Source organism: Mycobacterium sp. EPa45 (genome assembly GCF_001021385.1).
Classification (GTDB): domain Bacteria; phylum Actinomycetota; class Actinomycetes; order Mycobacteriales; family Mycobacteriaceae; genus Mycobacterium.
The window spans coordinates 3,132,516-3,153,689 of sequence record NZ_CP011773.1; the positions used below are offsets into that span (position 1 = coordinate 3,132,516).

19 protein-coding genes and 1 pseudogene are annotated in these 21,174 nt (G+C 66.8%); 5 read left to right on the forward strand and 15 right to left on the reverse strand.

The window, feature by feature from the left end; genetic code table 11:
- Positions 1-47 precede the first annotated feature (47 nt).
- Complete coding sequence (locus AB431_RS14925) at positions 48-728, forward strand: class I SAM-dependent methyltransferase (RefSeq protein WP_047330583.1); 681 nt, start codon at positions 48-50, stop codon at positions 726-728.
- Here AB431_RS14925 and AB431_RS14930 read toward each other — a convergent pair.
- Genes AB431_RS14930 through AB431_RS14940 form a run of 3 tightly spaced genes read right to left on the reverse strand, consistent with a single transcriptional unit; the run spans position 718 to position 3,774 of the window.
- Entirely contained in the window at positions 718-1,794 is a 1,077-nt protein-coding gene (locus AB431_RS14930) for a prenyltransferase (RefSeq protein WP_047330584.1), read from the reverse strand. The two genes, AB431_RS14925 and AB431_RS14930, sit on opposite strands and share 11 nt — an antisense overlap.
- Complete coding sequence (locus AB431_RS14935; RefSeq protein WP_047330585.1) at positions 1,778-2,509, reverse strand: class I SAM-dependent methyltransferase; 732 nt, start codon at positions 2,507-2,509, stop codon at positions 1,778-1,780. The genes AB431_RS14930 and AB431_RS14935 overlap by 17 nt, the downstream gene beginning before the upstream one ends.
- Complete coding sequence (locus AB431_RS14940; protein ID WP_047330586.1) at positions 2,503-3,774, reverse strand: glycosyltransferase family 4 protein; 1,272 nt, start codon at positions 3,772-3,774, stop codon at positions 2,503-2,505. Before AB431_RS14940 ends, AB431_RS14935 begins: the two co-directional genes overlap by 7 nt.
- A 189-nt stretch (positions 3,775-3,963) precedes the next feature.
- Here AB431_RS14940 and AB431_RS14945 point away from each other — a divergent pair.
- A pseudogene (locus AB431_RS14945) lies at positions 3,964-4,676 on the forward strand (MBL fold metallo-hydrolase).
- A gap of 1 nt (position 4,677) precedes the next feature.
- Here AB431_RS14945 and AB431_RS14950 read toward each other — a convergent pair.
- On the reverse strand, positions 4,678-7,608 hold the full coding sequence (locus AB431_RS14950) for an aminotransferase (RefSeq protein WP_047330587.1): 2,931 nt from the start codon (positions 7,606-7,608) through the stop codon (positions 4,678-4,680).
- Between the two features lie 57 nt (positions 7,609-7,665).
- Here AB431_RS14950 and AB431_RS14955 point away from each other — a divergent pair, with 57 nt between their 5' ends.
- A complete protein-coding gene (locus AB431_RS14955) occupies positions 7,666-8,223 on the forward strand; it encodes a nicotinamidase (RefSeq protein ID WP_047330588.1) in 558 nt (185 codons plus the stop codon).
- On the forward strand, positions 8,223-9,014 hold the full coding sequence (locus AB431_RS14960) for a ketosteroid isomerase family protein (protein WP_047330589.1): 792 nt from the start codon (positions 8,223-8,225) through the stop codon (positions 9,012-9,014). Before AB431_RS14955 ends, AB431_RS14960 begins: the two co-directional genes overlap by 1 nt.
- Before the next feature lie 9 nt (positions 9,015-9,023).
- Here AB431_RS14960 and AB431_RS14965 read toward each other — a convergent pair whose 3' ends face one another.
- The 10 genes from AB431_RS14965 to AB431_RS15010 all read right to left on the reverse strand — a co-directional run bounded on the left by AB431_RS14965 (position 9,024) and on the right by AB431_RS15010 (position 19,464).
- On the reverse strand, positions 9,024-9,845 hold the full coding sequence (locus AB431_RS14965) for a DUF1206 domain-containing protein (RefSeq protein ID WP_144418265.1): 822 nt from the start codon (positions 9,843-9,845) through the stop codon (positions 9,024-9,026).
- Between the two features lie 10 nt (positions 9,846-9,855).
- Complete coding sequence (gene mddA / locus AB431_RS14970; RefSeq protein WP_047333442.1) at positions 9,856-10,680, reverse strand: methanethiol S-methyltransferase; 825 nt, start codon at positions 10,678-10,680, stop codon at positions 9,856-9,858.
- Positions 10,681-10,732: 52 nt separating this feature from the next.
- The gene (locus tag AB431_RS14975; RefSeq protein ID WP_047330591.1) at positions 10,733-12,250 is read right to left on the reverse strand and encodes an HD domain-containing phosphohydrolase; all 1,518 of its coding nucleotides are present in this window, start codon (positions 12,248-12,250) and stop codon (positions 10,733-10,735) included.
- Positions 12,251-12,324: 74 nt separating this feature from the next.
- Positions 12,325-13,077, reverse strand: coding sequence for a hypothetical protein (locus AB431_RS14980; RefSeq protein ID WP_047330592.1), 753 nt, complete (start codon positions 13,075-13,077; stop codon positions 12,325-12,327).
- Between the two features lie 53 nt (positions 13,078-13,130).
- A complete protein-coding gene (locus AB431_RS14985) occupies positions 13,131-13,787 on the reverse strand; it encodes a DedA family protein (protein ID WP_047330593.1) in 657 nt (218 codons plus the stop codon).
- Positions 13,788-13,849: 62 nt separating this feature from the next.
- Positions 13,850-14,713 carry an ABC transporter permease gene (locus AB431_RS14990; RefSeq protein ID WP_047330594.1) on the reverse strand — a complete coding sequence of 288 codons (864 nt, stop codon included), beginning with the start codon at positions 14,711-14,713 and terminating at the stop codon, positions 13,850-13,852.
- 19 nt (positions 14,714-14,732) lie between these two features.
- A complete protein-coding gene (locus AB431_RS14995; RefSeq protein WP_047330595.1) occupies positions 14,733-15,608 on the reverse strand; it encodes an ABC transporter permease in 876 nt (291 codons plus the stop codon).
- 4 nt (positions 15,609-15,612) lie between these two features.
- Positions 15,613-16,797, reverse strand: a complete 1,185-nt coding sequence (locus AB431_RS15000; RefSeq protein ID WP_047330596.1) for a spermidine/putrescine ABC transporter substrate-binding protein — start codon at positions 16,795-16,797, stop codon at positions 15,613-15,615.
- Positions 16,798-16,862: 65 nt separating this feature from the next.
- A complete protein-coding gene (locus AB431_RS15005; RefSeq protein WP_047330597.1) occupies positions 16,863-17,981 on the reverse strand; it encodes an ABC transporter ATP-binding protein in 1,119 nt (372 codons plus the stop codon).
- A 301-nt stretch (positions 17,982-18,282) separates the two neighbouring features.
- Positions 18,283-19,464 (reverse strand): acyl-CoA dehydrogenase family protein, encoded by a 1,182-nt coding sequence (locus AB431_RS15010; RefSeq protein ID WP_047330598.1) that lies wholly within the window; start codon positions 19,462-19,464, stop codon positions 18,283-18,285.
- A 63-nt stretch (positions 19,465-19,527) separates the two neighbouring features.
- Between AB431_RS15010 and AB431_RS15015 the strand changes: the two genes are divergently transcribed.
- Positions 19,528-20,112, forward strand: coding sequence for a TetR/AcrR family transcriptional regulator (locus AB431_RS15015; protein WP_047330599.1), 585 nt, complete (start codon positions 19,528-19,530; stop codon positions 20,110-20,112).
- Position 20,113: 1 nt separating this feature from the next.
- On the opposite strand, the gene AB431_RS15020 is transcribed toward AB431_RS15015, so the two are convergent.
- Positions 20,114-20,920: an SDR family NAD(P)-dependent oxidoreductase gene (locus AB431_RS15020; RefSeq protein ID WP_200902642.1), complete on the reverse strand. Its 807-nt coding sequence runs from the start codon at positions 20,918-20,920 to the stop codon at positions 20,114-20,116.
- Positions 20,921-21,174: the final 254 nt, after the last annotated feature.

Consider the following 21,174-nt stretch of genomic DNA (forward strand, 5'->3'; position numbering starts at 1 on the left):
AAGGTGCGCGCTGGCCATCGACCATGCGTAAGGGTTAGGTTCGGAACATGAGCCGTACCGACACCCCCTCTGCCGCGCAAACTTCCCGCCTGTTCGAATTGGCGGAGCAGATCGTGGGATTCATGCCCGCCGACGAAGGACGCGCGCTGTACGACGCGGCCGTGCGCTACCTGCATGGCGGCGTGTCGGTGGAGATCGGGACCTACTGCGGCAAGTCCACGGTGATGCTGGGCGCCGCGGCCGCCGCGACCGGCAGCGTGCTGTTCACCGTCGACCATCATCACGGCTCCGAAGAGCACCAGGCCGGCTGGGAGTTCCACGACACGACGATGGTCGATCCGGTCAGCGGCCGGTTCGACACGCTGCCCACCTTTCGGCGCACATTGGACGCCGCCGACCTCGACGACACGATCGTCGCGATCGTGGGCAAGTCGCCGGTTGTGGCCCGCGGCTGGCGCACGCCGCTGGATCTGTTGTTCATCGACGGTGGCCACAGCGAGACGGCCGCGCAGCAGGACCTCGAGGGGTGGGCCAAATGGGTCGCGGCCGGCAGCGCCCTGGTCATCCACGACGTGTTCCCCGACCCCGCCGATGGTGGCCGCCCGCCGTACAACATCTATTGCCGCGCAATCGAATCCGGCCAGTTCACCGAGGTCGGCTGCACCGGTTCGCTGCGGGTGCTGGAGCGCACCGCCGGCGCGGCGGGCGAGGATCCGCTCAGCGCCTGACGCATTCACAGTCGTAGTCGCCCTCGAGCCCGCGGGGTAGCTCAGCAGCCCGGAAGATGTCGCTGCCCCCGGTGGTCGACGACAGCGCGTCGGCGGCCAGGATGACGGCCGCGGCGGTCCAGGTGGTGCGTTCGACCGGCCAGCGCTTGCCGTCGGCGAAAACCAGTCCGGTCCAGTAGGAGCCGTCCTTTTCACGCAGGTGCTGCATGGCGGCGAACTGGGTCAGTGCCCGCTGCCGATCGCCCATGACATCCAACGCCATGACCAACTCACACGTCTCGGCGCCGGTGACCCACGGGCGATCGTCGACGCAGCGAATGCCCAGCCCGTCGACCACGAAATCGTCCCAGCGCTGGGTGATTCGGGCGCTGGCCTGCTCGCCGCGCAGCGCGCCACCGAGAATCGGGTAGTACCAGTCCATCGAGTGATGCGGCTTTTCGGTGAACGCTTCGGGGTGTTCGGCGATGGCGTGGCCGAGCCGTCCCAGCGCCACCTCCCACTCGGGCTGCGGATCGTCGAGACGATCGGCCAGTGCCACCGCGCAGCGGATGCTGTGGTACACGCTGGCACAACCAGTCAGCAGGGCTTCCTCGAGCGAACCGGAAGGTCCTTGCGCCCAATAGATTTCACCAGTGCTGGCTTGCAGGCCGAGCACGAACTCGATACCCGCGCGTACCGTCGGCCACATGTGCTCGGCGAACCGCCGATCGCCGGTCACCAGGTAGTGGTGCCAGACGCCCGCCGCGATGTAAGCGCAGAAGTTGCTGTCGCTGTTGGCGTCCTCGATCACGCCGCGGCGGTACTGGATGGGCCACGAGCCGTCGGTGCGCTGCTCGCGGCGGCACCATTCGTAGGCAGCGCGGGCAGGTTCGAGCAGCCCGGCGGTGGTCAGGGCCATCGCGCATTCGATGTGATCCCACACATCGGTGTGGCCGATCTCCGACCACGGGATCTCACCAGAGGATTCCTGCACGGCGACAATCGATTCCGCCGTCTGGCGGCATTGCTGCGGTGTGAGTACGCCGGCTACGCCCGGCACACCCTCGAGATCACTGGGGCGCGGCATTCGTGATCGGTTTCTCGAAGTAGAGGGCGACACTCTTGCCGACCAGAGGGTTGAGCGCGGCTTCGGCATAGCGGGTCAGTGCCGGGCGCGACATCATGTCCCACACCAGCAGCTGGTGATAGGCCTTTACCGCCGGGTGATTCGGCTTCTCCACGCCGACAGCGCATTTGAGCCACCAGAACGGGGAGTGCAGGGCGTGCGCGTGATGGGAGTGCTTGAACACCAGGCCGCCGCGAACCAGCTTGCCGCGCAGTTCGTCGGCCTTGTAGATCCGGATGTGGCCGCCCTCGTTGGCGTGGTACTCGTCGGACAACAGCCAGCAGATCTGCTCGGGCAGCCAACGCGGCACCGTCACGGCGAGCTGGCCGCCGGGCCGCAGTACCCGGGTCAACTCGGCGATCGCGCCGTCGTCGTCGGGGATGTGCTCGAGGATCTCCGAGGCGATCACGACGTCGAAGGACGCATCGGGATACGGCAGGGCCAGCGCGTCACCGACCACGACCTGAGCCTTCGCCGATGCCGGAGCCTCACCGGCTTCGCCCATCGCCTGTAGCAGGGTGTCGACATTGGCCAGTTCCTCGGCGTCCTGATCGAAGGCGATCACGTTGGCGCCCCGCCGATAGGCCTCGAAACTGTGTCGCCCGGCACCGCAGCCGACGTCGATGACATCGATTCCCGGTCCGACGTCGAGCCGGTCGTAGTCGACGGTCAGCATGGTTCGTCCACCGCCTCGGCAGCGTTGGTGATGCGCCCGGTCCGGGCGATGGCCTGCTCGTAGACCCGCACGGTCTGGGCTGCGACCGATTCCCAGCTGAAGACGTCCAGCGCGCGGCGCCGGCCGGCGGTGCCGAGCCACTGCCGGCGAGCGGGAGACTCCAGCAGTCGGCCGAGCGCGGCGGTCAGTTCCTTGACGTCGCCCGGTGTCACCAGGTCGGCGCATTCACCGTCAGGTCCCAACACCTCGGGCAGGGCGCCGGCCCGGCTGGCCACGATCGGTGTGCCGCTGGCCATGGCCTCGACCGCCGGTAGCGAGAAGCCCTCGTAAAGCGATGGAATGCAAGCGATTTCGGCGGAGGCAAACAGCCCGGCGAGGTCTTCGTCGGACAGGCCGCTGGAGGTATGCACGATATCGCTGATACCCAGTTCGGCGATCAGCTTCTCGGTCGGCCCGTTCGGCTCCAGCTTCGCCACCAGCTGCAACTCGAGGTCGTGCTCGGTGCGCAGAACGGCCACGGCGTGCAGCAGGTGTCCGATGCCCTTCAATGGCCGGTCCGCGCTGGAGATCGCGATGATGCGGCCCGGCACCCGTGGCAGGTCCGACGGCTTGAACAGGTCGGTGTCCACGCCGAGCGGCACAACGCGCAGCTGCTTCGGGCTGACACCGAAATCGTCGGCGATGTCGGTGGCCGACGACGACGAGACAGTCAGCAGGTCTGGGATGCTCCTGGCGACCTTCTTCTGCATCTCCGCGAAGCCATACCACCTGTGCACCAACGGCTTTCGCCACCACTTGGCGGCGGCCAGATCGAGCACACGGTCTTTGGTGATCGGATGGTGCACGGTCGCCACGACGGGAAGGCCCATATCGGCGATGCGCAGCAGACCGGTGCCCAGGCACTGGTTGTCGTGCACCACGTCGAACTCGTCGAGGCGTGCGGCCAGCAGCCGAGCGGCGCGCAGGCTGAAGGTGCGCGGTTCGGGGAAGCCGGACGTCCACATGGTGGCCAGCTCGAGCACGTCGTAGCGGTCGCGAATCTCGCGCGGATGCGGGACCCGGAACGGGTCGGGTTCCCGGTAGAGGTCCAGGCTGGGGACCTTGGTCAGGCGAACCCGGGGATCGAGGATCTCGGGGTAGGGCTGCCCGGAGAACACCTCGACGTCATGGCCCAGTTCGACCAGCCCGCGGCTGAGGTGCCGAACGTAGACGCCCTGCCCGCCACAGTGGGTCTTGCTGCGGTAGGACAGCAACGCAATCCGCATTTTCACGCTCCTGCAACGTCCATGACCGATACGGCTGAGTTACCCGCCGAGCTCGCATATGTCATCGTGTATGTAACCGGACACGGTCAGCGAACTGTCTGGACATGTGTCTGGACTATAATTCGCCTAGCTACACAGTGCAACGTAAGTGCCCACCACCACCGTAGGCCAGCGGCTATCTTTACTGTGATGCACCTCCTGTGGGAAACGTTGTCCGAGGGCGTACACCGCTGTCGGCTGCGGTTTCTCGACGTTACGGTCGGGCTGGTCCACGGTGACTACCGGAATTTGCTGATCGACTGCGGCACAACCCTTTCCGAGGCCGCTCGCATCGCCGACGATGTGGCCGAACTCACCGGTGCGCAGTCACCGACCTGGTGATGACGCACCATCATTTCGACCATATTCTCGGCTCGGCCGGTTTCGGTACGGCCGTCCTGTATTCACCGGCGGCCGTGGCCGAGGCGCTGACCACCCGAATCGGGGAGGTTCGCGCCCACGCCCTGCAATACGGGGCCGACCCGGTCCGGTTGGACCGGGCGATCGCGGGCGTCCGCGCGCCCGACCACGTCGTGACCGACCTCGACCTCGACCTCGGTGGCCGCAGCGTCCACCTGGAACTGCCCGGACCAGGGCATACCGACCACGACCTGGTCGTTGTCGTTCCGCCCGTCGGGACCGATGAGCGCACGGTCATCTTCTGCGGCGACCTGGTCGAAGAGTCTGCGGATCCGGCGATCGACGACGGCTCCGACGTGGCCGGCTGGCCGCTCGCGCTGGACCGGCTGCTCGAGTTGGGCGGCGACGACGCCCGCTACGTGCCCGGCCACGGCGCGGTGGTCGATGCGCGGTTCGTGCGGGCTCAGCGGGACTGGCTGGCGGCTCGAACCTCGTCGGGCTGATTCACCAGCCGGTGGACAGCACCCGGTCGAGCATGTCGACGAAGAAGTCGGCCGACTCCCTGGTGATGCACATCGGCGGCTTGACCTTCAGCACGTTCTGCCGGTCGCCGGTCGGCTGCACGATGACGCCGAGCCCGAGCAGTCGCTCGCAGATCGCCGCGGTCTCGGAGACGGCGGGCTCCAGCGTCGTGCGGTCGCGGACCAGCTCGACGCCCATGTACAGCCCGCTGCCGTGCACCGTGCCGATCAACTCGTGGTGGGTCGCCAGGTCCTCGATGCGGGCCCGCAGGTGGTCACCAACGGTCAGGGCGTTGCGCTGCAGACCTTCCTTTTCCAGGAGATCGAGCACCGTGAGGCCGACCACGCTGGAGACCGGGCTGCCGCCGGCCGAGGAGAAGAAATAGCCCTGAGTGCGATACCGCTCGGCGATCTCGCGGGTCGTGATCACGGCACCGAGCGGCTGACCGTTGCCCATCGCCTTGGCAACGGTGACGATGTCGGGAACCACGTCCTGCTGCTGAAAGCTCCAGAACCAGCGGCCGGTGCGGCCATAACCGACCTGTACTTCGTCGGCGATGGCCAGCCCGCCGGCACCGCGCACCGCCGCGTAGACGGTCTTGAGGTAGTCATCGGGCAGCGCCATCCCGCCGGCGTTGCCGTAGAACGGCTCGCAAATGAATGCCGCTGGCGGATTGCCTTGAGCGACAAGGCCTTCAATGATATCGACGGCCTCGGGCGCATAGCGGGCAGCGTCCGGTCCGCGATGCTCGCCGCGGTAGGAGTTGGGGGATGGCACGGTGTGCACCCAGTCGGGTCGGGTAGCCAGTGCGTTGGGGTTGTCGGCCACCGAGGTTGATATGGCATCGGTGGCGTACGTCCAGCCGTGATAGGCCTCGGCCAACGCGACCACGTCGTGGCGGCCGGTCGTGGCCAGCGCCAGTCGTAGCGCGAGATCAACGGCCTCCGAGCCGGAGTTCACCAGGAACACCGTGTCGAGCGGGTCGGGCAACGTGGCGGCCAGCCGTTCCGAGAGCGCCACCACAGCGGCGTAGTTGAACCGCGAGTTGGTGTTGAGCCGCCGCCATTGGCGGGCGACCGCGTCGGCGAGCACCGGATGGCCGTGGCCGAGGATCGCGACGTTGTTGACCATGTCGAGATAGCTGCGGGCATCGGTGGACACCATGTGCTCGCGCCAGCCGCGCTCGATGCGGGGTGGATTCAGGTAGTAGTGCTCCTGCACCGTGGCGAAGGATTCGGCGCGACGGCGCCACAACGCCTCGCTGTCGTCGGATGCCGGGGCCGTTGAGGGCAGGCCCAGCAGCGGGCTCGGGTCCACGACCAGGTGCAGCCAGCCCGCTGCGTATTCGGCACGGACGAAGTCGGGGACCACGACGTCGGGCCGGGTGCGCCATTGGATCCAGACATGGCCCTCGACGCTGCCCAGCGCCGTGCCCGCGACCACGCTCTGGCCCGGATGCACCTGGTCACCGACTCGCAGCGCGCCGCGGATGTGGACCGTCCCCGGGGCGCCGGTCACCGTGAGGGCGTCGTCGCTGACGGCATCGATCGATCCCGCCCACGGCGCGGCGACCGGCGTCGGCGCGCTCACCCACAGGTCCACGCCGGTACCGATGGTGGCACCGGATTGCGGGGTCAACGGCACGGTCCGGGTCAAGCGGGGCTGGCCGAAGATGGTCACGACCGCCCCGGCGCCGCCGACGAGTGCCTTGACCGCCAGGTCGTCCTCGTAGTCGGCGGTCAGCCACCGGCCGGCGTCCATCGAGTCAGACTCCGAGGACAGGTCCAGCCGCACCACGGCAGCCGGTGCCAGTCCGTCGATGAGCACGGATTCCGCCGGCAGCGCCTCGGCGCCGCAGGGTACGCCGAGTGCTGCGCGGATCATCGCGGTCATGACCTCGCCGGGCACGTCGATCGCGCGTTCGAAGATCCGCCATTCGGAATCCAGGGCTTCGGCGACGTAGGTGTTGTCGGCATCGAGCACGGCCTGGTGGATGCCGCTGACCACCAGTACCGCCGCCCGCAGCACCACCAACGGCCACAACGCCTCGATCTCGGCCGGCCCGAGCGGGCGCAGCGCGTGGAAGGCCGCGATGGCGGGCAAGGTCGCGACGGGCTCCCCGCCGTCGTGCCGTAGCAGCGATGACACCGCGATCGCCAGTTCGCCCACGGCCCAGGACCGGGTCAGGTCACCGAGATCGATGACGCCATCGGGAAGCTGACCGGTCTCCGCTGGACCGCACACCACGTTGTCGTCGGTGATATCGCCGTGGATCACCTGGATTGGCAGGTCGTCGGCCAGGTCGGCGACCACCTGCCAGGCAGTGGCAGCGGCAACTTCGACTGCCTCCCGGCGTGCGGGTTCGGTGATGTGCCCGGCAAGTACCTCGACGGTGCGTTGGGCATGGCGCAGATCCCACTGCAGCACCCGGTCGACGCCGGCATGGTCGAAGTCGGCCAACGCCTGGACGGTTCGCGCGGCCATGGCACCGAGTGCCGCCGCCCGCGCTGGGGGGATGTACTGCTCGCCGCTCAATGTGCCGCCGGCCAGGTGCCTGATGATCCGCGCGTACAGGACCGCGTCGTCCTCGCCGCGCACCTCGGCGATCGGGGCGAAACCGGCGCGCGCGATGTTCGTCGCCGCGCGCACGTCGTTCCCGGCCCGGCTCAGATGCGCCGCGGCGGCGTCCTGCGCCTCGATCTCGAGGCGGGAGAACGCCGGATTCGCAACCTTGAGCACCCCGATCGGATCGCCGTCGGTATCGCTCAGCAGGAAATTGGCATCCTGCTGGCTACCGAGCGCGGCGACCTCGGCGTCGATCCCGAAGTGCGTCTCGGCGATGTCATGAGCCTGTACCGGGGTGATCGCCGGCGCCGGCAGCTCCTCGGCCCGGAAGAAGTCGAACAGTGTCATATCGCTACGAACTGTACTGCGGGTGACCACCCCCGGATCTGCCGATACGGTGGGCAGATGCGGGCGTTGATCATCGTCGACGTGCAGAACGATTTCTGCAAGGGGGGGTCGCTGGCAGTGGCCGGAGCCGGCGCGGTGGTACGGGGCATCAACGCGTTGCTGGCCGGCGACCACGGTTATGACCATGTGGTGGCGACCAAGGACTATCACCTGGACCCCGGTGCCCACTTCGCCGATCAGCCCGATTACGTCGATTCGTGGCCGAAGCACTGTGTGGCGGGGACATCCGGCGCCGACTTCCCCCCGGAACTGGCGACCTCGCCGATCGAGGCGGTGTTCCTCAAGGGTGCCTACACCGCTGCCTACAGCGGCTTTGAAGGGGCGGTCGACCACACGTCGCTGGCCGACTGGTTGCGCGCTCGCGGCGTCGACGAAGTCGACATCGTCGGGATCGCCACCGATTACTGCGTGCGCCAAAGCGCGGCGGACGCCACCCGCAACGGCTTCAAAACCCGTGTGCTGGTGGATCTCACGGCCGGGGTGGCGCCTGGGTCGACCGCCGAGGCGCTCGACGAGATGCGCGGTCGCGGGATCCAACTGGTGCACACCGTCTGATGACCGCACCGCGCTCGATACTCATCGATGTGGTCGATCGTTCCCCACAGATGGCGGCCGACCACGACCGCGCCGGCTGGGTTGGATTGTTCACCGACGACGGCCGGGTCGAGGATCCGGTCGGATCGCGACCGCACGTCGGGCCGCAACAGATCGGGCGGTTCTACGACACTTTCATCGCTCCGCGCCACATCGTCTTCCATCACCGAGCCGACATCGTCTCGGACACAACGGTCATTCGTGATGTCGTGTTGGAGGTCGGGATGGGTCCGGTGGTGACGATGCAGATTCCGGCCGTACTTCGCTACGACTTGCGCGATGTCGGCCACCAGTGGCGCATCGAACGCCTGCGCGCCTATTGGGAGCTGCCCACGATGGTGGTGCAGTTCGCGCGCAACGGCGCCGCCGCAGGCCCGCAGGCGGTGGAGTTGAGTCGCGCGCTCATCCGCAACCAAGGGTGGCGCGGATCCTTGGGCTTCGCCTCGGGATTCCGCGGTCCCCGGTTCCGCGGTAAGCGGACTGTCCGCGGCTTCCTCGATGCGGTTACCACCGCCGATCAATTGCGAGCCTGGCGAGCGCTCGCGCCCGGGGCACTGATCACTCGCGGGGAACGGAACCCCCTGAAGTTCGGCGCTTTCAGTGACGAGCTGGCGGGAGCGTCATGGACCAAGGTGATCGCCGCCGGCTCGTCGGTCACCGCGTCGTTGAGCGGGACACAAACCGGTGTACTGATCGCGGAGGTCGGCGCGGCCGGTGGTGCGATCACCCGGGTTCGCTATTACGCCGAATGAGTTGCGCCATCACATTCGCGAGAAGCGGGCGAGGACAAAGCAATACGCGCCGTAGGCGGCGAAGCCGACAGACGCCGCGATCAGCAGTGCCTTGCCGAACGGCGGCTGCCCCAGACTCTTGACGGCAGCGTCCAGCCCGGCACCCTTGGCGGGGTCGGCGGTCAGCGTCGCGATGACCAACAGCACTCCGGCACCACCCAACACCACTCCCTTCGCGGTGTACCCGGCAATGCCCAGCGGGGTGATCAGCGGTCCACCACCGGAGACGGTGAGGTCCTCCTCGAACTTGGTCGACAGCCCCTTGTAGACGTGGTAGCCGCCGATACCGATGATCACGGCAGCAGCGATCAACAGAATTGCTTTGCCCCAACCGGTTTGGAGCAACCGGGCGGTGAGCCCGGCGTTCCGCTCGCTGCTGGACTCGCCACCACCGTCGGCGAACTTCACCGCGGCCAGCGCGATGCCGGCGTAGATGAGGGCGAGGCCGCCGGACTTGATCCGCTCGAACACATCGTAGGCACCGTCATGCTCGCGCCCCGGCTCGCTCGGGTGTGAACCGAGGATGGCCTCGGCGACGCGCCACAGGGCCATGGCGACCAGGCCACCGGCGACGAGCCACAGCGCCACCGCACCGCCGGGCTGGGCCGCCAGCGTCGCCAACGCGCCGGACTGATCGGCGTTTCCGGCCGAGCCGAACGGGAGCCGCACAATGATGTACGCGATCAGGAGGTGAAGAACGCCGCTGATGCTGTATCCGGCCCTGGCGGCGAGCTCGAAGGCCCTGCTGTCGGTGGCTGCTCGCACAGCACCGTTCATTGAATTGTCGGCCACGTAGGTCGAGTTACCCGTGTGAAGCGGCGGAAAACCCCTCCGACGCCGCACCGGTCACGGGGCATGACCGCCGCGGACGCACGCCGGGAACCAGCATCGGCACGCTGTTCCGGTAAACCCGGTAGCTGTCGCCCAACTCCGCGAGCAGGTCTCGCTCCTCGAGCTGCAGAGCGATCAAGATGTAGCCCGTCGTACCGATCGCGAAGAGCAGATGACCCGCGGTCATCACGGGGGTGGCCCAGAAGGCGACCAGGAAGCCCAGCATCAGCGGGTGCCGCACCAGCCGGTACAGCAGCGTGGCCCGAAAGCCGTTCTCTCGGCGCGGCGAGCCCCGCCAGACCGTGAAGACTTGGCGCAGACCGAACAGCTCGAAATGGTCGATCATGAACGTGGCTGCCAGGACGGTGGCCCAGCCCGCCGCGAACAGCGTCCACAGCAGCACCCGCACCGCGGTCTGATCGACGTGCCAGATCACGTCCGGCATCGTCCGCCACTGCCAATACAGCAGCAGGAGAACAAGACTGGCCAACAACACGTACGTACTGCGTTCGACGGCCGGCGGCACGAAGCGTGTCCACCACCGTTTGAAGGCGGGCCGGGCCATCACGCTGTGCTGGACAGCGAACAGCCCGAGCAGCAGTGTGTTGATGGTCAGCCCCACGCCGAGCGAGGCGCCGTCGATACCGTGGTCGACCGTGCGCGGTACGACGATGCCGCCGACGAAGACGACGGCGTAGCAGAAGGCGACCAGGAAGACGAGGTAACTCGCCACCCCGTAGGTGACGACCAGTATGCGGCGAGTCCGCGATTGCGGAGACGATGGGATGTTTGTCATACCCACGATGCTCGTCGGGAAGGCCGCCGCAATCATGGGGCATCCGCCTCAACTACACCGATTCGGTGAGCCCGTGGCGCAGCGCGTACATGCTCGCACCGATGCGATTGGACACCCCGATCTTGGCGTAGGTCCGTTCGACGTGGTTGCGGGCGGTTTTCTCGCTGATCACCAGCGCGGCAGCGATCTCTTTGTTCGAGGCACCCCGCGCCACCAGGCACAGCACCTCGATCTCGCGCGGCGTCAGGCCATCGGGCCGGGTCGCGGACCGCCGGCTCCGGTGCCCGCCCGCCTGCAGGACGGCCTCGCCGGCCACCTCGTCGAGTTCACCGTCGCGAATGCGGTCCCGGACCCGCCGCGCGGCCGCATCCGGATCGAGCGCGGCGCGGTACGGTCTTGGCTCCAAGGCCGATTGGTAGGCGACGGCAGCGGCCAGTACCCGGTCCGGCAGGCCGAGTGCTGCACCGGGCAGGCTGCGCGGATATCCGGTTCCGTTGATGTACTCGTGGTGATTTCCGGCGATCTGGGCAACCGGTTCGAGGCCGTTGATCCGGCTGAGGATGCGGGTGGTGAGGTACGGGTGCAGGCGCATGCGTTCGAACTCCGCCGCCGACAGGGTGGCGGGTTTGGACCACACCTGGTTGGAGACGCCGATGCGGCCGAGATCGTGGACATGACCGGCGCGGCGGACGAGGGTCACCGTGTCCGCGCCGAGACCGACCGCCTCCGCGGCATCACCGGCCAGCTGCGCCACCGCACGTGAATGTCCCAGTGTAAACGGACATTTCAGATCCACGAAGTCGCCGAGGGCGATCAAGAGTTCATCGAGAGAATGCTGCTGCAGCGGCTCGTGGCGATCGGGTGCGCACGCCAGCGCGGCATCCCAGACCTCACCCGCGGGCGGTCCGGCCAGGATTGCGTCGGCGTCGGCGGCGAAGGCGTCCACCACATCCGGGTCGAACTGGCGGCCGCTGCGCTCCCTGGCCATGTCGACTGCGGCGCCCACCCCGCCGGTGCGGTGGTGCACCTCGGCCATGTCGGCGAGCTGAGCGACCCTCATCTCGACCGGGATGTCCGCACCTGCGACGCCGCCCGGCAGCCCGCTTCCGTCGTAGCGTTCGAAGCTGAACCCGAGCGCATTCTGCACGCCGACGCCCAGACCCATGCGGTCGGCGAGCAGCGCCGCCGACGTGCAATGCGAGTGGATGAGCGCAGACATGTTGCCGCGGGCATTGATGAACAGCGTCGCGATCGACGTCAGCCGCTGGGTGATGGGTTCACCGCGCCCGACATTCGCCGCCAGGAAGCGGTAGTAGGGCAACCCCGCCCAGTCGACGTGATACGCGTCGCGGCGCACCGAGATGTCGTCGCCGAACCAGTTCGCGAACTCGTGTGAGTCGGCGTGACAACCGATCCACATCACCAGGGTGGCGTAGTACACGCAATCGCGTTGCTCACGGTCGAGGCCCAGCCGGTCGGCGATCCGAGTCCCGATCAGCGCGGCCCGCAGCATGTGCTCGGCCGGCTGGCCGAGGCCGAGATCGATCGCGACTGACAGCGCGGCCAGCATCTCGGCTCGGCTCGGTGCCCGGGACGGGGGACCGGTCGGGATTCTCGGCGCTGCCACGCGCTCGATTGTGCTCTTCAACACGCGCCGACGGGTTCTCTTGACGCGGTCTGCCCGGCCCAGACGTGGCGCCGCGGGTCGAAGCTGTCGAAGCGAGCGCTGCCGACCACGCATAGGCCCCGCTGTGGCAGGCGGAAATCGGCCAGCCGACTCTGGGTGGCCAGCCGCGCGATCGTTCCGCAGCTCACCCCGTCGAGGACCGCTCGCGAGCGGCGGACCGCCCAGATCTGACGTGGGGCGACGCGGAAATTCTGGCCGTTCGGCGCGGTGCCGGCCAGCCGCATGCCGCCGGTCCGCAACAGCGGGCCGGCCACCCTGCCCATGCCCGCGAGTACCGGCTCACTGGCCCAAGCCCATTCGGGCATGGTTCGGCCGAGCCGGCTGACTGCGCGAGTGATCGGCGTGCTGCTCATACCGACGGTCCACCGCAGCAGCCCCGGGATGGTGATGACCAACGACCAGGGATCGGTCCAGGTCATCGTGATATCGCATTCCACCGCCGGAACCGTTGTCGCCGAACTGAAATAGCGTGAACAGCTCTGCTCGGCGGGCGTGGTGGCGTAGAAGGTCCAGCGGCCACCCGGGTCGCGGTGCCACACCGAGCGGTAGGCGGGCGAGAAGGAGGAGGCTCCGAAATCCCGGTAGGCCAGATAATGCCCGGTGTCGAACGGCAGGCCCATGATGCCGAAGCCGCTCACCCGGTCATCGTCGCCCACAGGTAGTTTCGGATGGTTTTCGCTTGCGCTGACTGCGTCTTGAGGTGTGATCATGGATCAATGCTGGCGTCCCACACCTGTTCTGGGCATGGGGCAGCTGCCCCATTTCAGTCGTGCCGGCGCAAAGTTTCCCAATCGTGCTCGTGCTCGAGCTGGGCGATCAGATTTCTCGTGCGTTCCCGCAGCAGCAGCGTCATGCCGATGCCGACGACGATCGCGACGACAAGTGCCACCCAGGAGAAGCGCGACAACCACTTCTCGGCCGCCAAGCCGAGGTAGTAGACCACCGCGGTCGTGCCGCCGGCCCAGCAGACCGCACCGGATGCGTTGGCGGCCAGGAAGTGGCCGTAACGCATACGCAGCGCACCCGCCAAGGGGCCGGCGAGAATCCGCAGCAGCGCGATGAAGCGCCCGAAGAACACCGCCCACACACCCCAGCGGGCGAACAGTTTCTTGGCCAGGGCCACATGGCCGGGACCGAAGTGTTTCGGAAAGCGCTTACCGAGCCGTTCGAACAGTCCCATGCCGTATCGGCGGCCGATCGAGTATCCGATCGAGTCGCCGATGATGGCGCCGATGGTGGCGGCCGCGCCCACCCACAGTGGACTGATGTCCAGACTGTGCCGGGAGGCAAGCAGCGCCGCGCTCACCAACGCGATCTCGCCCGGCAGCGGAATGCCGAGGCTTTCCAGCCCGATGATCAGCCCGACGATCAGGTACACCGCCAGCGGTGGGATGGATTCCAGTATCGCGTCGACCGTCACCCGCCAAGGATGCCGCATCGAGCCCGGTTACCGGAGCGAACCCGCTGGTTCGCGTGTCGAACTCAGGTGTCGCGCTTGCGGCGATAGAGCGTCCCGACACCCAGCAGGATCAGACTGATCACCAGGATCGCAGTGGCCAGCACATTGATCTGCGGCGGCACAGCGGCTTTCACCGCCGCGTTCACGTACAGCGGGTAAGTCACCGTCGAGCCGCTGACGAAGTAGGTGATGATGAAGTCGTCCAGCGACAGGGCGAACGACAACATCGCGGCCGCGACGATGCCCGGCACGATCAACGGCAGCGTCACCTTGAAGAACGTTCGGGTCGGGCCGGCGCCCAAATCCAGCGAGGCGTCCTCCAGTGTCCAGTCGAAGCCGCGGATCCGGGCCCGCACCGTCATCGCGATGAAACTGATCTCGAAGGCGACGTGTGCGATCACGATCGTGGTGTATCCGGTGGCCCAGCCCAGGTCGAGGAACAGGGTGAGCAGCGAGGCGCCCATGACGACCTCGGGCGAGGTCAGCGGCAGCACCAGGAAGGTGTCCACCGCCTTGCTGCCGCGGAACCGTTGGCGCACAAGGGCGACCGCCACCAACGTGCCGAGGACTCCGGCGATGACTGTGGACACCGCGGCGACGTTGAGGCTCAGTTTCAGTGCTTCGGTCAGAGCCGGGTACTTGAACGGGTCCGCCCAGTTGTCCAGCGTGAAACCCTGCCAGGTGTAGTTGAACTTGCCGGCCGGCTTGTTGAACGAGAACACGATGATCACGAGGATCGGCAGGAACAGATAGCAGAGCACCAGGCCGGCGATGATGCGCAGGGCCACATCGCCGAGCTTGAAGTGCCCTCGAATGTTGCGGCCCGGCTTGGCCAATCCACCGTGGTCGATGGTCTGGGCGAGTGCCGCCCCGGCCTCGGTAGTCATGCGCGATCCCGCTTCGCTGTCATACCAGGTCCTCCGTGCCGAGGGCCCGCGTGTAGATCAGCACACCGACGAGGATCAGTGCCATCAACACAAAGCTCAGTGCGGCGGCGGCGGGGTAGTCCTTGACCACCAGGAACTGCTTCTGGATGACGTTGCCGATCATCCTGGTCTGAGTGCTGCCGAGATAGTCGGCGTTGATGAAGTCACCGACCGACGGGATGAACACCAGCATGCTGCCGGCCAGCACACCGGGCATCGCCAGCGGCATGATCACCTTGCCGAACATCCTGCGGTTGCTGCCGTACAGGTCGCGGGAGGCCTCCAGCAGTCGGGCGTCGATCTTCTCCAGGCTGACGTACAGCGGCAGGATCATGAAAATGATCCAGTTGTAGGTCAGGCCGCCGACGACCGCCCAGCCGGTCGACAACAGCCGGCCCTCCGACGGGAGCAGCCCGACGGTGCCCAACGCGTGGACCACCCAGCCGTCGTCGGCCAGAATCGTCTTCCACGCCAGCGTGCGGATCAGGAACGTCACGAAGAACGGCAGGATCACCAAGCCCAGCAACATGTTCTTGTAGCGCCCCGCCTTGAAGGCGATCACATACGCCAGCGGGAAGGCCAACAGCAGGCAGAGCACCGTCGCGGCCAGCGCGTAGCCGAACGACCGCAGGATCTGCTCGCGGTACTGGCTCAGCGCGTCGCCGTAATTGCTGAAATCCCAGGCGAAGGTGAGCTCGGGCAGATAGATCGAGCCGCCCATGGTCGACAGGGACGTCCGGAACAGCGAGACGAACGGAATGACGTAGAAGACCCCGAGATACGCGAGCGCGGGAAGGATCATCAGGTAGGGAGCGAGCTTGCTCCGCTGCCGATTGCTACTGGCTACTCCTGCCATCGCGTTACCCGCCGGTGACTGAGGAGTAGGCCTTGTTGAACTCGTCGGTCTGTTGGTCGGTGAGCGCAGCCCACGTCTTCAGCTTGTCGAGGGTGGCCTTCGGCGGGTTGATCAACGGGTTCGCGGCCAGGGCCGGGTCGATCTTGTTGAGCTCATCGGTCATGTCGGACAACACCGGCACGTACTGGGTGTGCGCGATCAGTTTCGCGTAGTTGGCCCGGTCGTAGACATAGTTGATCCAGGCCTCGGCGGCCTTCTGGTTCTGCGTGGTGTAGGGGATCACCATGGTGTCGACGAACGTGGTGCCACCGGTCTCGGGTACCACGAACTTCAGGTCCGGATTGTCCTTCTGCAGCTGGACCACATCGCCCGAATATGCCTGGGCGATAACGACATTGCCGGATGCCAGGTCGTCCGCGTAGTCGTTGCCGGTGAATCGGCGGATCTGGCCGGCGTCCTTCTGCTGCTTGATCAGGGCGACTGCCTTGTTCACGCCGTCGCTGGTCGGGTTCTCCACCGAGCTGCCCTGCGACAGCATGATCATGCCGAGCCCGTCCTGGGTGTCGGCGAGCAGGCTGATCTTGCCCTTGAAGGCGGGATCCCACAGGTCGTCGATCTTGGTGATGTCGCGACCGGTCGCCGCCCGGTTGTAGGCCAGCGCCGTCATGCCGGACATGTAGGGCGCGCTGAACTTTCGGCCCGGGTCGGCCTTGGCGTTGAGCAGGTCTTCGCGCAGGTTTTTCTTGTTGGTCCAGCGGCTTTCGCTGATCCCGTTGAGCCAGCCAAGGCCGTTGAGCCGGGCCGCCATGAACTGGGTGGGCACCACCAGGTCGGCCCCGATGTCCTGCTTGCGCGACAGCGGCTCCTTGTTCTTGGCGAACCACTCTTCGTTGTCGTTGTAGTCCTCTTTGTAATCCACCGTCAGGCCGGTCGCGGTCTGGAAAGCCGCGACGAAACCGTCGGCCATGTACAGCGGCCAGTTCGAGATCCGCAACTTCCCGGTGGCCGGGGAGCCGTCGTCGGACGGGGTGGCAGGTCCGCTCGAGCTGCTCTTGTTGTCGGACTTGCTACACGCGGCGAGGAAGGACGGTCCGAGGACCAGCGCGGCTGCGGCGGCGGCACCGCCACCGATGAACCGGCGCCGGGACGCGCTCGAGGCAAGGATCCGGGGGTCGAATTCTGTGGCCATGTGCCGTAAAGCCTTTCGTGAAGGGGAAGGTAGGAGGATGAGCGGCGGTAGCGCGTCGATGCGTTTTAGGAGTCGTCGAGCATCTCTTCGAGGTCTTCGGTGGTGGGGATGTCGGCGGCGGGTAGCACCAGAGACGCCTCGGGGGCCCAGGCGACGAACACGTCGTCGCCGGGACGCAGCATCGGCAAATCCTGGTCGGTCCCGACGTGAGCCAGAATCGGGGCGCCGTCCGCGGCGGCCAGCGAGAGCCGCAGCACAGGTCCCTGGAAGGTCAAGTCGACGACCTTGGCACCGACGGAGGCGACATCTCCGGTGGGCTGGTCCATCGACACCCGAACTCGTTCGGGCCGGACCATCAGGGTGGCCTGACCGCCGGATTCGATGGTGGTGTCGCCGGGTCGCGCTTTGAGTTTGGTGCCCAGCACCTCGACTTCGACGAAGTCGCGGTTGACACGGCCGGTCTGTCGGCCGTGCCAGAGGTTGGCCTGGCCGATGAAGCCGGCCACGAAAACGGTGGCGGGGCGGTCGTAGATGTCGTTCGGGGTGCCGATCTGCTCGACGTTGCCCTGGTTCATGACCGCGATCCGGTCGCTCATCGTGAGCGCTTCCTCTTGGTCGTGCGTCACGTAGACGAACGTGATTCCGACCTCTCGTTGGATGCGTTTGAGTTCGAACTGCATGACGTGCCGCAGTTTGAGGTCCAGGGCGCCGAGCGGCTCGTCGAGCAGCAATGCGCTGGGGTAGTTGACCAGCGCTCTGGCCAGCGCGACGCGCTGCTGCTGGCCGCCGGAGAGCTGTGCGGGCTTGCGCTGGGCGAAGTCGGTGAGTCTGACGACCTCGAGCATCTCGTCGACGCTCTTCTTCACCGTGGCCTTGTCTTTCTTCTGACTGCGGGGCCCGTACGCGACGTTGTCCCACACCGTCATGTGCGGGAACAGCGCGTAATGCTGGAAGACGGTGTTGACGTTGCGCTTGTGCGGAGGCACTCGGGAGACGTCTACGCCTTCGAGCCGGATCGCGCCCTCGGTAGGTTGTTCAAAGCCCGCGATCATCCGCAGGGTGGTGGTCTTTCCGCAGCCGGATGGTCCGAGCATGGAGAAGAATTCGCCCGAGCCGATCGAGAAGTCAGCGTCGGCGACGGCGACGTAGTCCTCGAAGCGTTTGACGACGTGGTCGATCTCGATGACCGGCGCGCTGCTGCTGCGCCGGGGTCCGGTGTGTCCGGGGGTCTGCTGGGTGGCGGTGGCGCCGGTGTCGGTCAGGGCCCGTCCTCCTTTGTCCGCGGGCCGACGAGTTGCGACCTGTCGACTCCGCCCCTAAACGATTGCGGATTTGCGTGCTCTTCGCAACCGATTCCGCAACAAAATAGGAATTCTTCGATGGAATCGCTCGTGGCGACCCCGTTTGGGGCACGGCTTTCGATTGAACGGCACTGCGGACCCGGGGGGAATCAGGGCCGTCACTGCGACGGATCGTAACCGGAGTTCAGGCGGTCGTGAGCCCGCGTGCGATAACCAGTCGCTGTATTTGGTTGGTTCCTTCAAAGATCTGGGTGATCTTGGCTTCACGCATATAGCGCTCCGCGCGGTAGTCGCGCGTGTAGCCGACACCGCCGAGAACCTGGACGGCGTCGGTGGTCACCTTCATCGCGGCATCGGTGGCCACCAACTTGGCGACGCTGGCCTGCTGCGAGTAGGGGCGGCCGGCGTCGCGACGACGGGCGGCATCCAGGTAGGTGGCCCGCGCGCTGGCCACCGCGGCGGCCATGTCGGCGAGCAGGAAACCCAGCCCCTGATGGTCGATGATCTTGCGGCCGAACGTGGTTCGCTCGTTGGCGTAGGCGCAGGCTTCATCGAGGGCAGCCTGCGCGATACCGACGGCGACGGCGGCGATGCCGAGTCGACCGGAGTCCAGTGCGCTGAACGCGATCTGCAGCCCTTGGCCTTCGGCGCCGATACGTCGTTCGGCATCGACGACGGCGTTGTCGTAGAACGCCGATGTGGTGGGAACTGCGGCCAGCCCCATCTTCTCCTCTGGCTTGCCGAAGCTCAGGCCCGGCTGGTCGGCCGGTATCAAAAAGCAGGAAATGCCCTTGCCTTTCCCCGTGTCGCTGCGCTCCTGCCCGCCGGATGAGACCCCCTCGCCCGTCCGGGCGAACAGGTTGTAGAAGTCGGCCCGGCCGCCGTGGGTGATCCATGCCTTGGAGCCGTTGATCACGTATCCGGCGTCGGTCGGCACGGCTTTGCACTGCAACGCGGCGGCATCCGAACCGGCCTGCGGCTCCGAGAGACTGTAGGCGCCGATCTGGTCGCCCGACAGCATTCCCGGCAGCCACCGGGCGCGCTGCTCGTCGGTGCCGAACGCCAGCAGCGGGTGGCACGACAGGCTGTGCACGCTGACCGCCACCGCCACGGCGGCCCAGTGTGCGGCGATTTCCTCGAGGACCTGCAGATACACCTCGAACGGCTGCCCGCCACCACCCCATTCCTCCGGCTGCGGCAAGCTCAGCAACCCGGCCGCGCCGAGCTGGGCGAAGACGCCTTCCGGATAGGTCTCGGTCCGCTCGTGCTGATCGACGATCGGGCTGAGCACACGAGTGCAGATATCGCGGGTCAACGCGATGAGATCCGCGGCGTCCTGGTCGGGAAGCAGTCGGTCGACGGGCATGAGCGGCCTCTCGGTGGATACTCAAGACAGTACGGAATTACGTCTATCAGTACTATCCGTGGGATGGCCAACCGTACCGCCCCGGCGTTCGGGACGCGACGCCGCGGCGAGTTGTTCGACGCCCTGCTGACGCTCTTCCTCGCCGAGGGTTTCGCGCGCCTGACCCTCGACGACATCGCCGGGCGGCTGCGTTGTTCGAAGGGCACGCTGTACACCCTGGCCGGCAGCAAGGAGCAGTTGGTCCACGCCGTCACCGTCCACTTCTTCCGGCGGGCTGCCGACGATGTCGAGCAGCAGGTCGCCGAGGCCGAGGGGGCGCGAGCGCGGATCACCGCCTACCTCACCGCTGTCGGCGCCGCTCTCGAGGTGGCGTCGGATCGCTTCATGACCGACCTGGATGCCTTCGCGCCGGCTCGGGCCGTCTACGAGCAGAACACCGCGATCGCCGCGCGCCGGGTCAGCGAGTTGATCGCCGAAGGCGTTGCCGCCGAAGAATTCCGGGACGTGCACGCGGCGTTCGCCGCGGACCTGGCGGCCGCGATGATGGTCCGCATCCAGCAGGGGACGGTTCGATCCACCACCGGACTCGACGACGCGGCGGCCTACCGAGAACTGGCCGCCATCCTCACCGCAGGCATCAACGCCTGACCTACATGTGGGCGCCGCCGTCGATGCGGACCTCGGTGCCCGAGACGAAGTAGGCGTCCGGGCTGCCCAGCATCGCGACGACATTGGCGACGGCATCCGGTTTGGCGAAGATCTCGCCCTTGGGCAAGGGGAGCAGGGGCGCGACCCGGCCGAACAAGCTGTAGTCGACATCCTCGGGCAGGCCGGGGCCGACACTCTGCTTGGACTCGCCGGTGCCGTCGGTCATGCCCGACGAAATCGAACCGGGCTGCACCGAGTTGAACCGGATGCCGTCTTTCGCGAATTCGGCGGCCAGGGCGTGTGTCATCGCCTGGACTCCACCCTTGGACGCGGCGTATGCCGACATGTAGGGATGGGCGAAGGCCGCCGAGGTCGAGCTGAAGTTCACCACAGCCGGTGCGTTGCCATTCTTCAGCGCGGGAATCGCTTCGCGGGTCACCAGGAACGTGCCGACCAGGTTCACCCGCAGAACTTGTTCGAAGGCGGCCAGCGTGGTGTCCAGGAAGTGATCTGAGCGCAGGATGCCGGCCACGTTCACCACCGTGTCGAGGCCACCGAGCGTAGAGATCGCTTCCCCGACACCGGCTTTCACCGAGTCCTCGGAGCTCACATCGAGCACGACGGTGCTGAGCCTGCTGCCGGCGTCGGCCGCCTTGGCGACCGTGTCCTTGAGCCCCGACTCGCTGATGTCTGCGGCCACCACGCGGCCGCCCTCGTCGAGGATGCGCAACACGCAGGCCTGGCCGATACCGGAGCCGCCGCCGGTGATCAACACGCGACGATCGGAGTAGCGCTGCAAGGTCGCCATGGCGGTCAGCTCCTGTTCGAAGGATCGGGCTAGCGGCACCGATCATTGTGGGCAGCGATCGACAGCATGCCGGGGCGATCCCGCTGACCGGGAACCGGGCGTCTTCTGAGCCGTTGTGCGGTTCACTCTTTCACCGTGACGAACGGCGTGCGGGACTCTGAACGAGACACATCGACCCGAGTCGTCTCGAATCACCGTCGAGAAACACCTACACCACCAGTCACACATCTCGATTGCCGAGATTCGCTACCGCG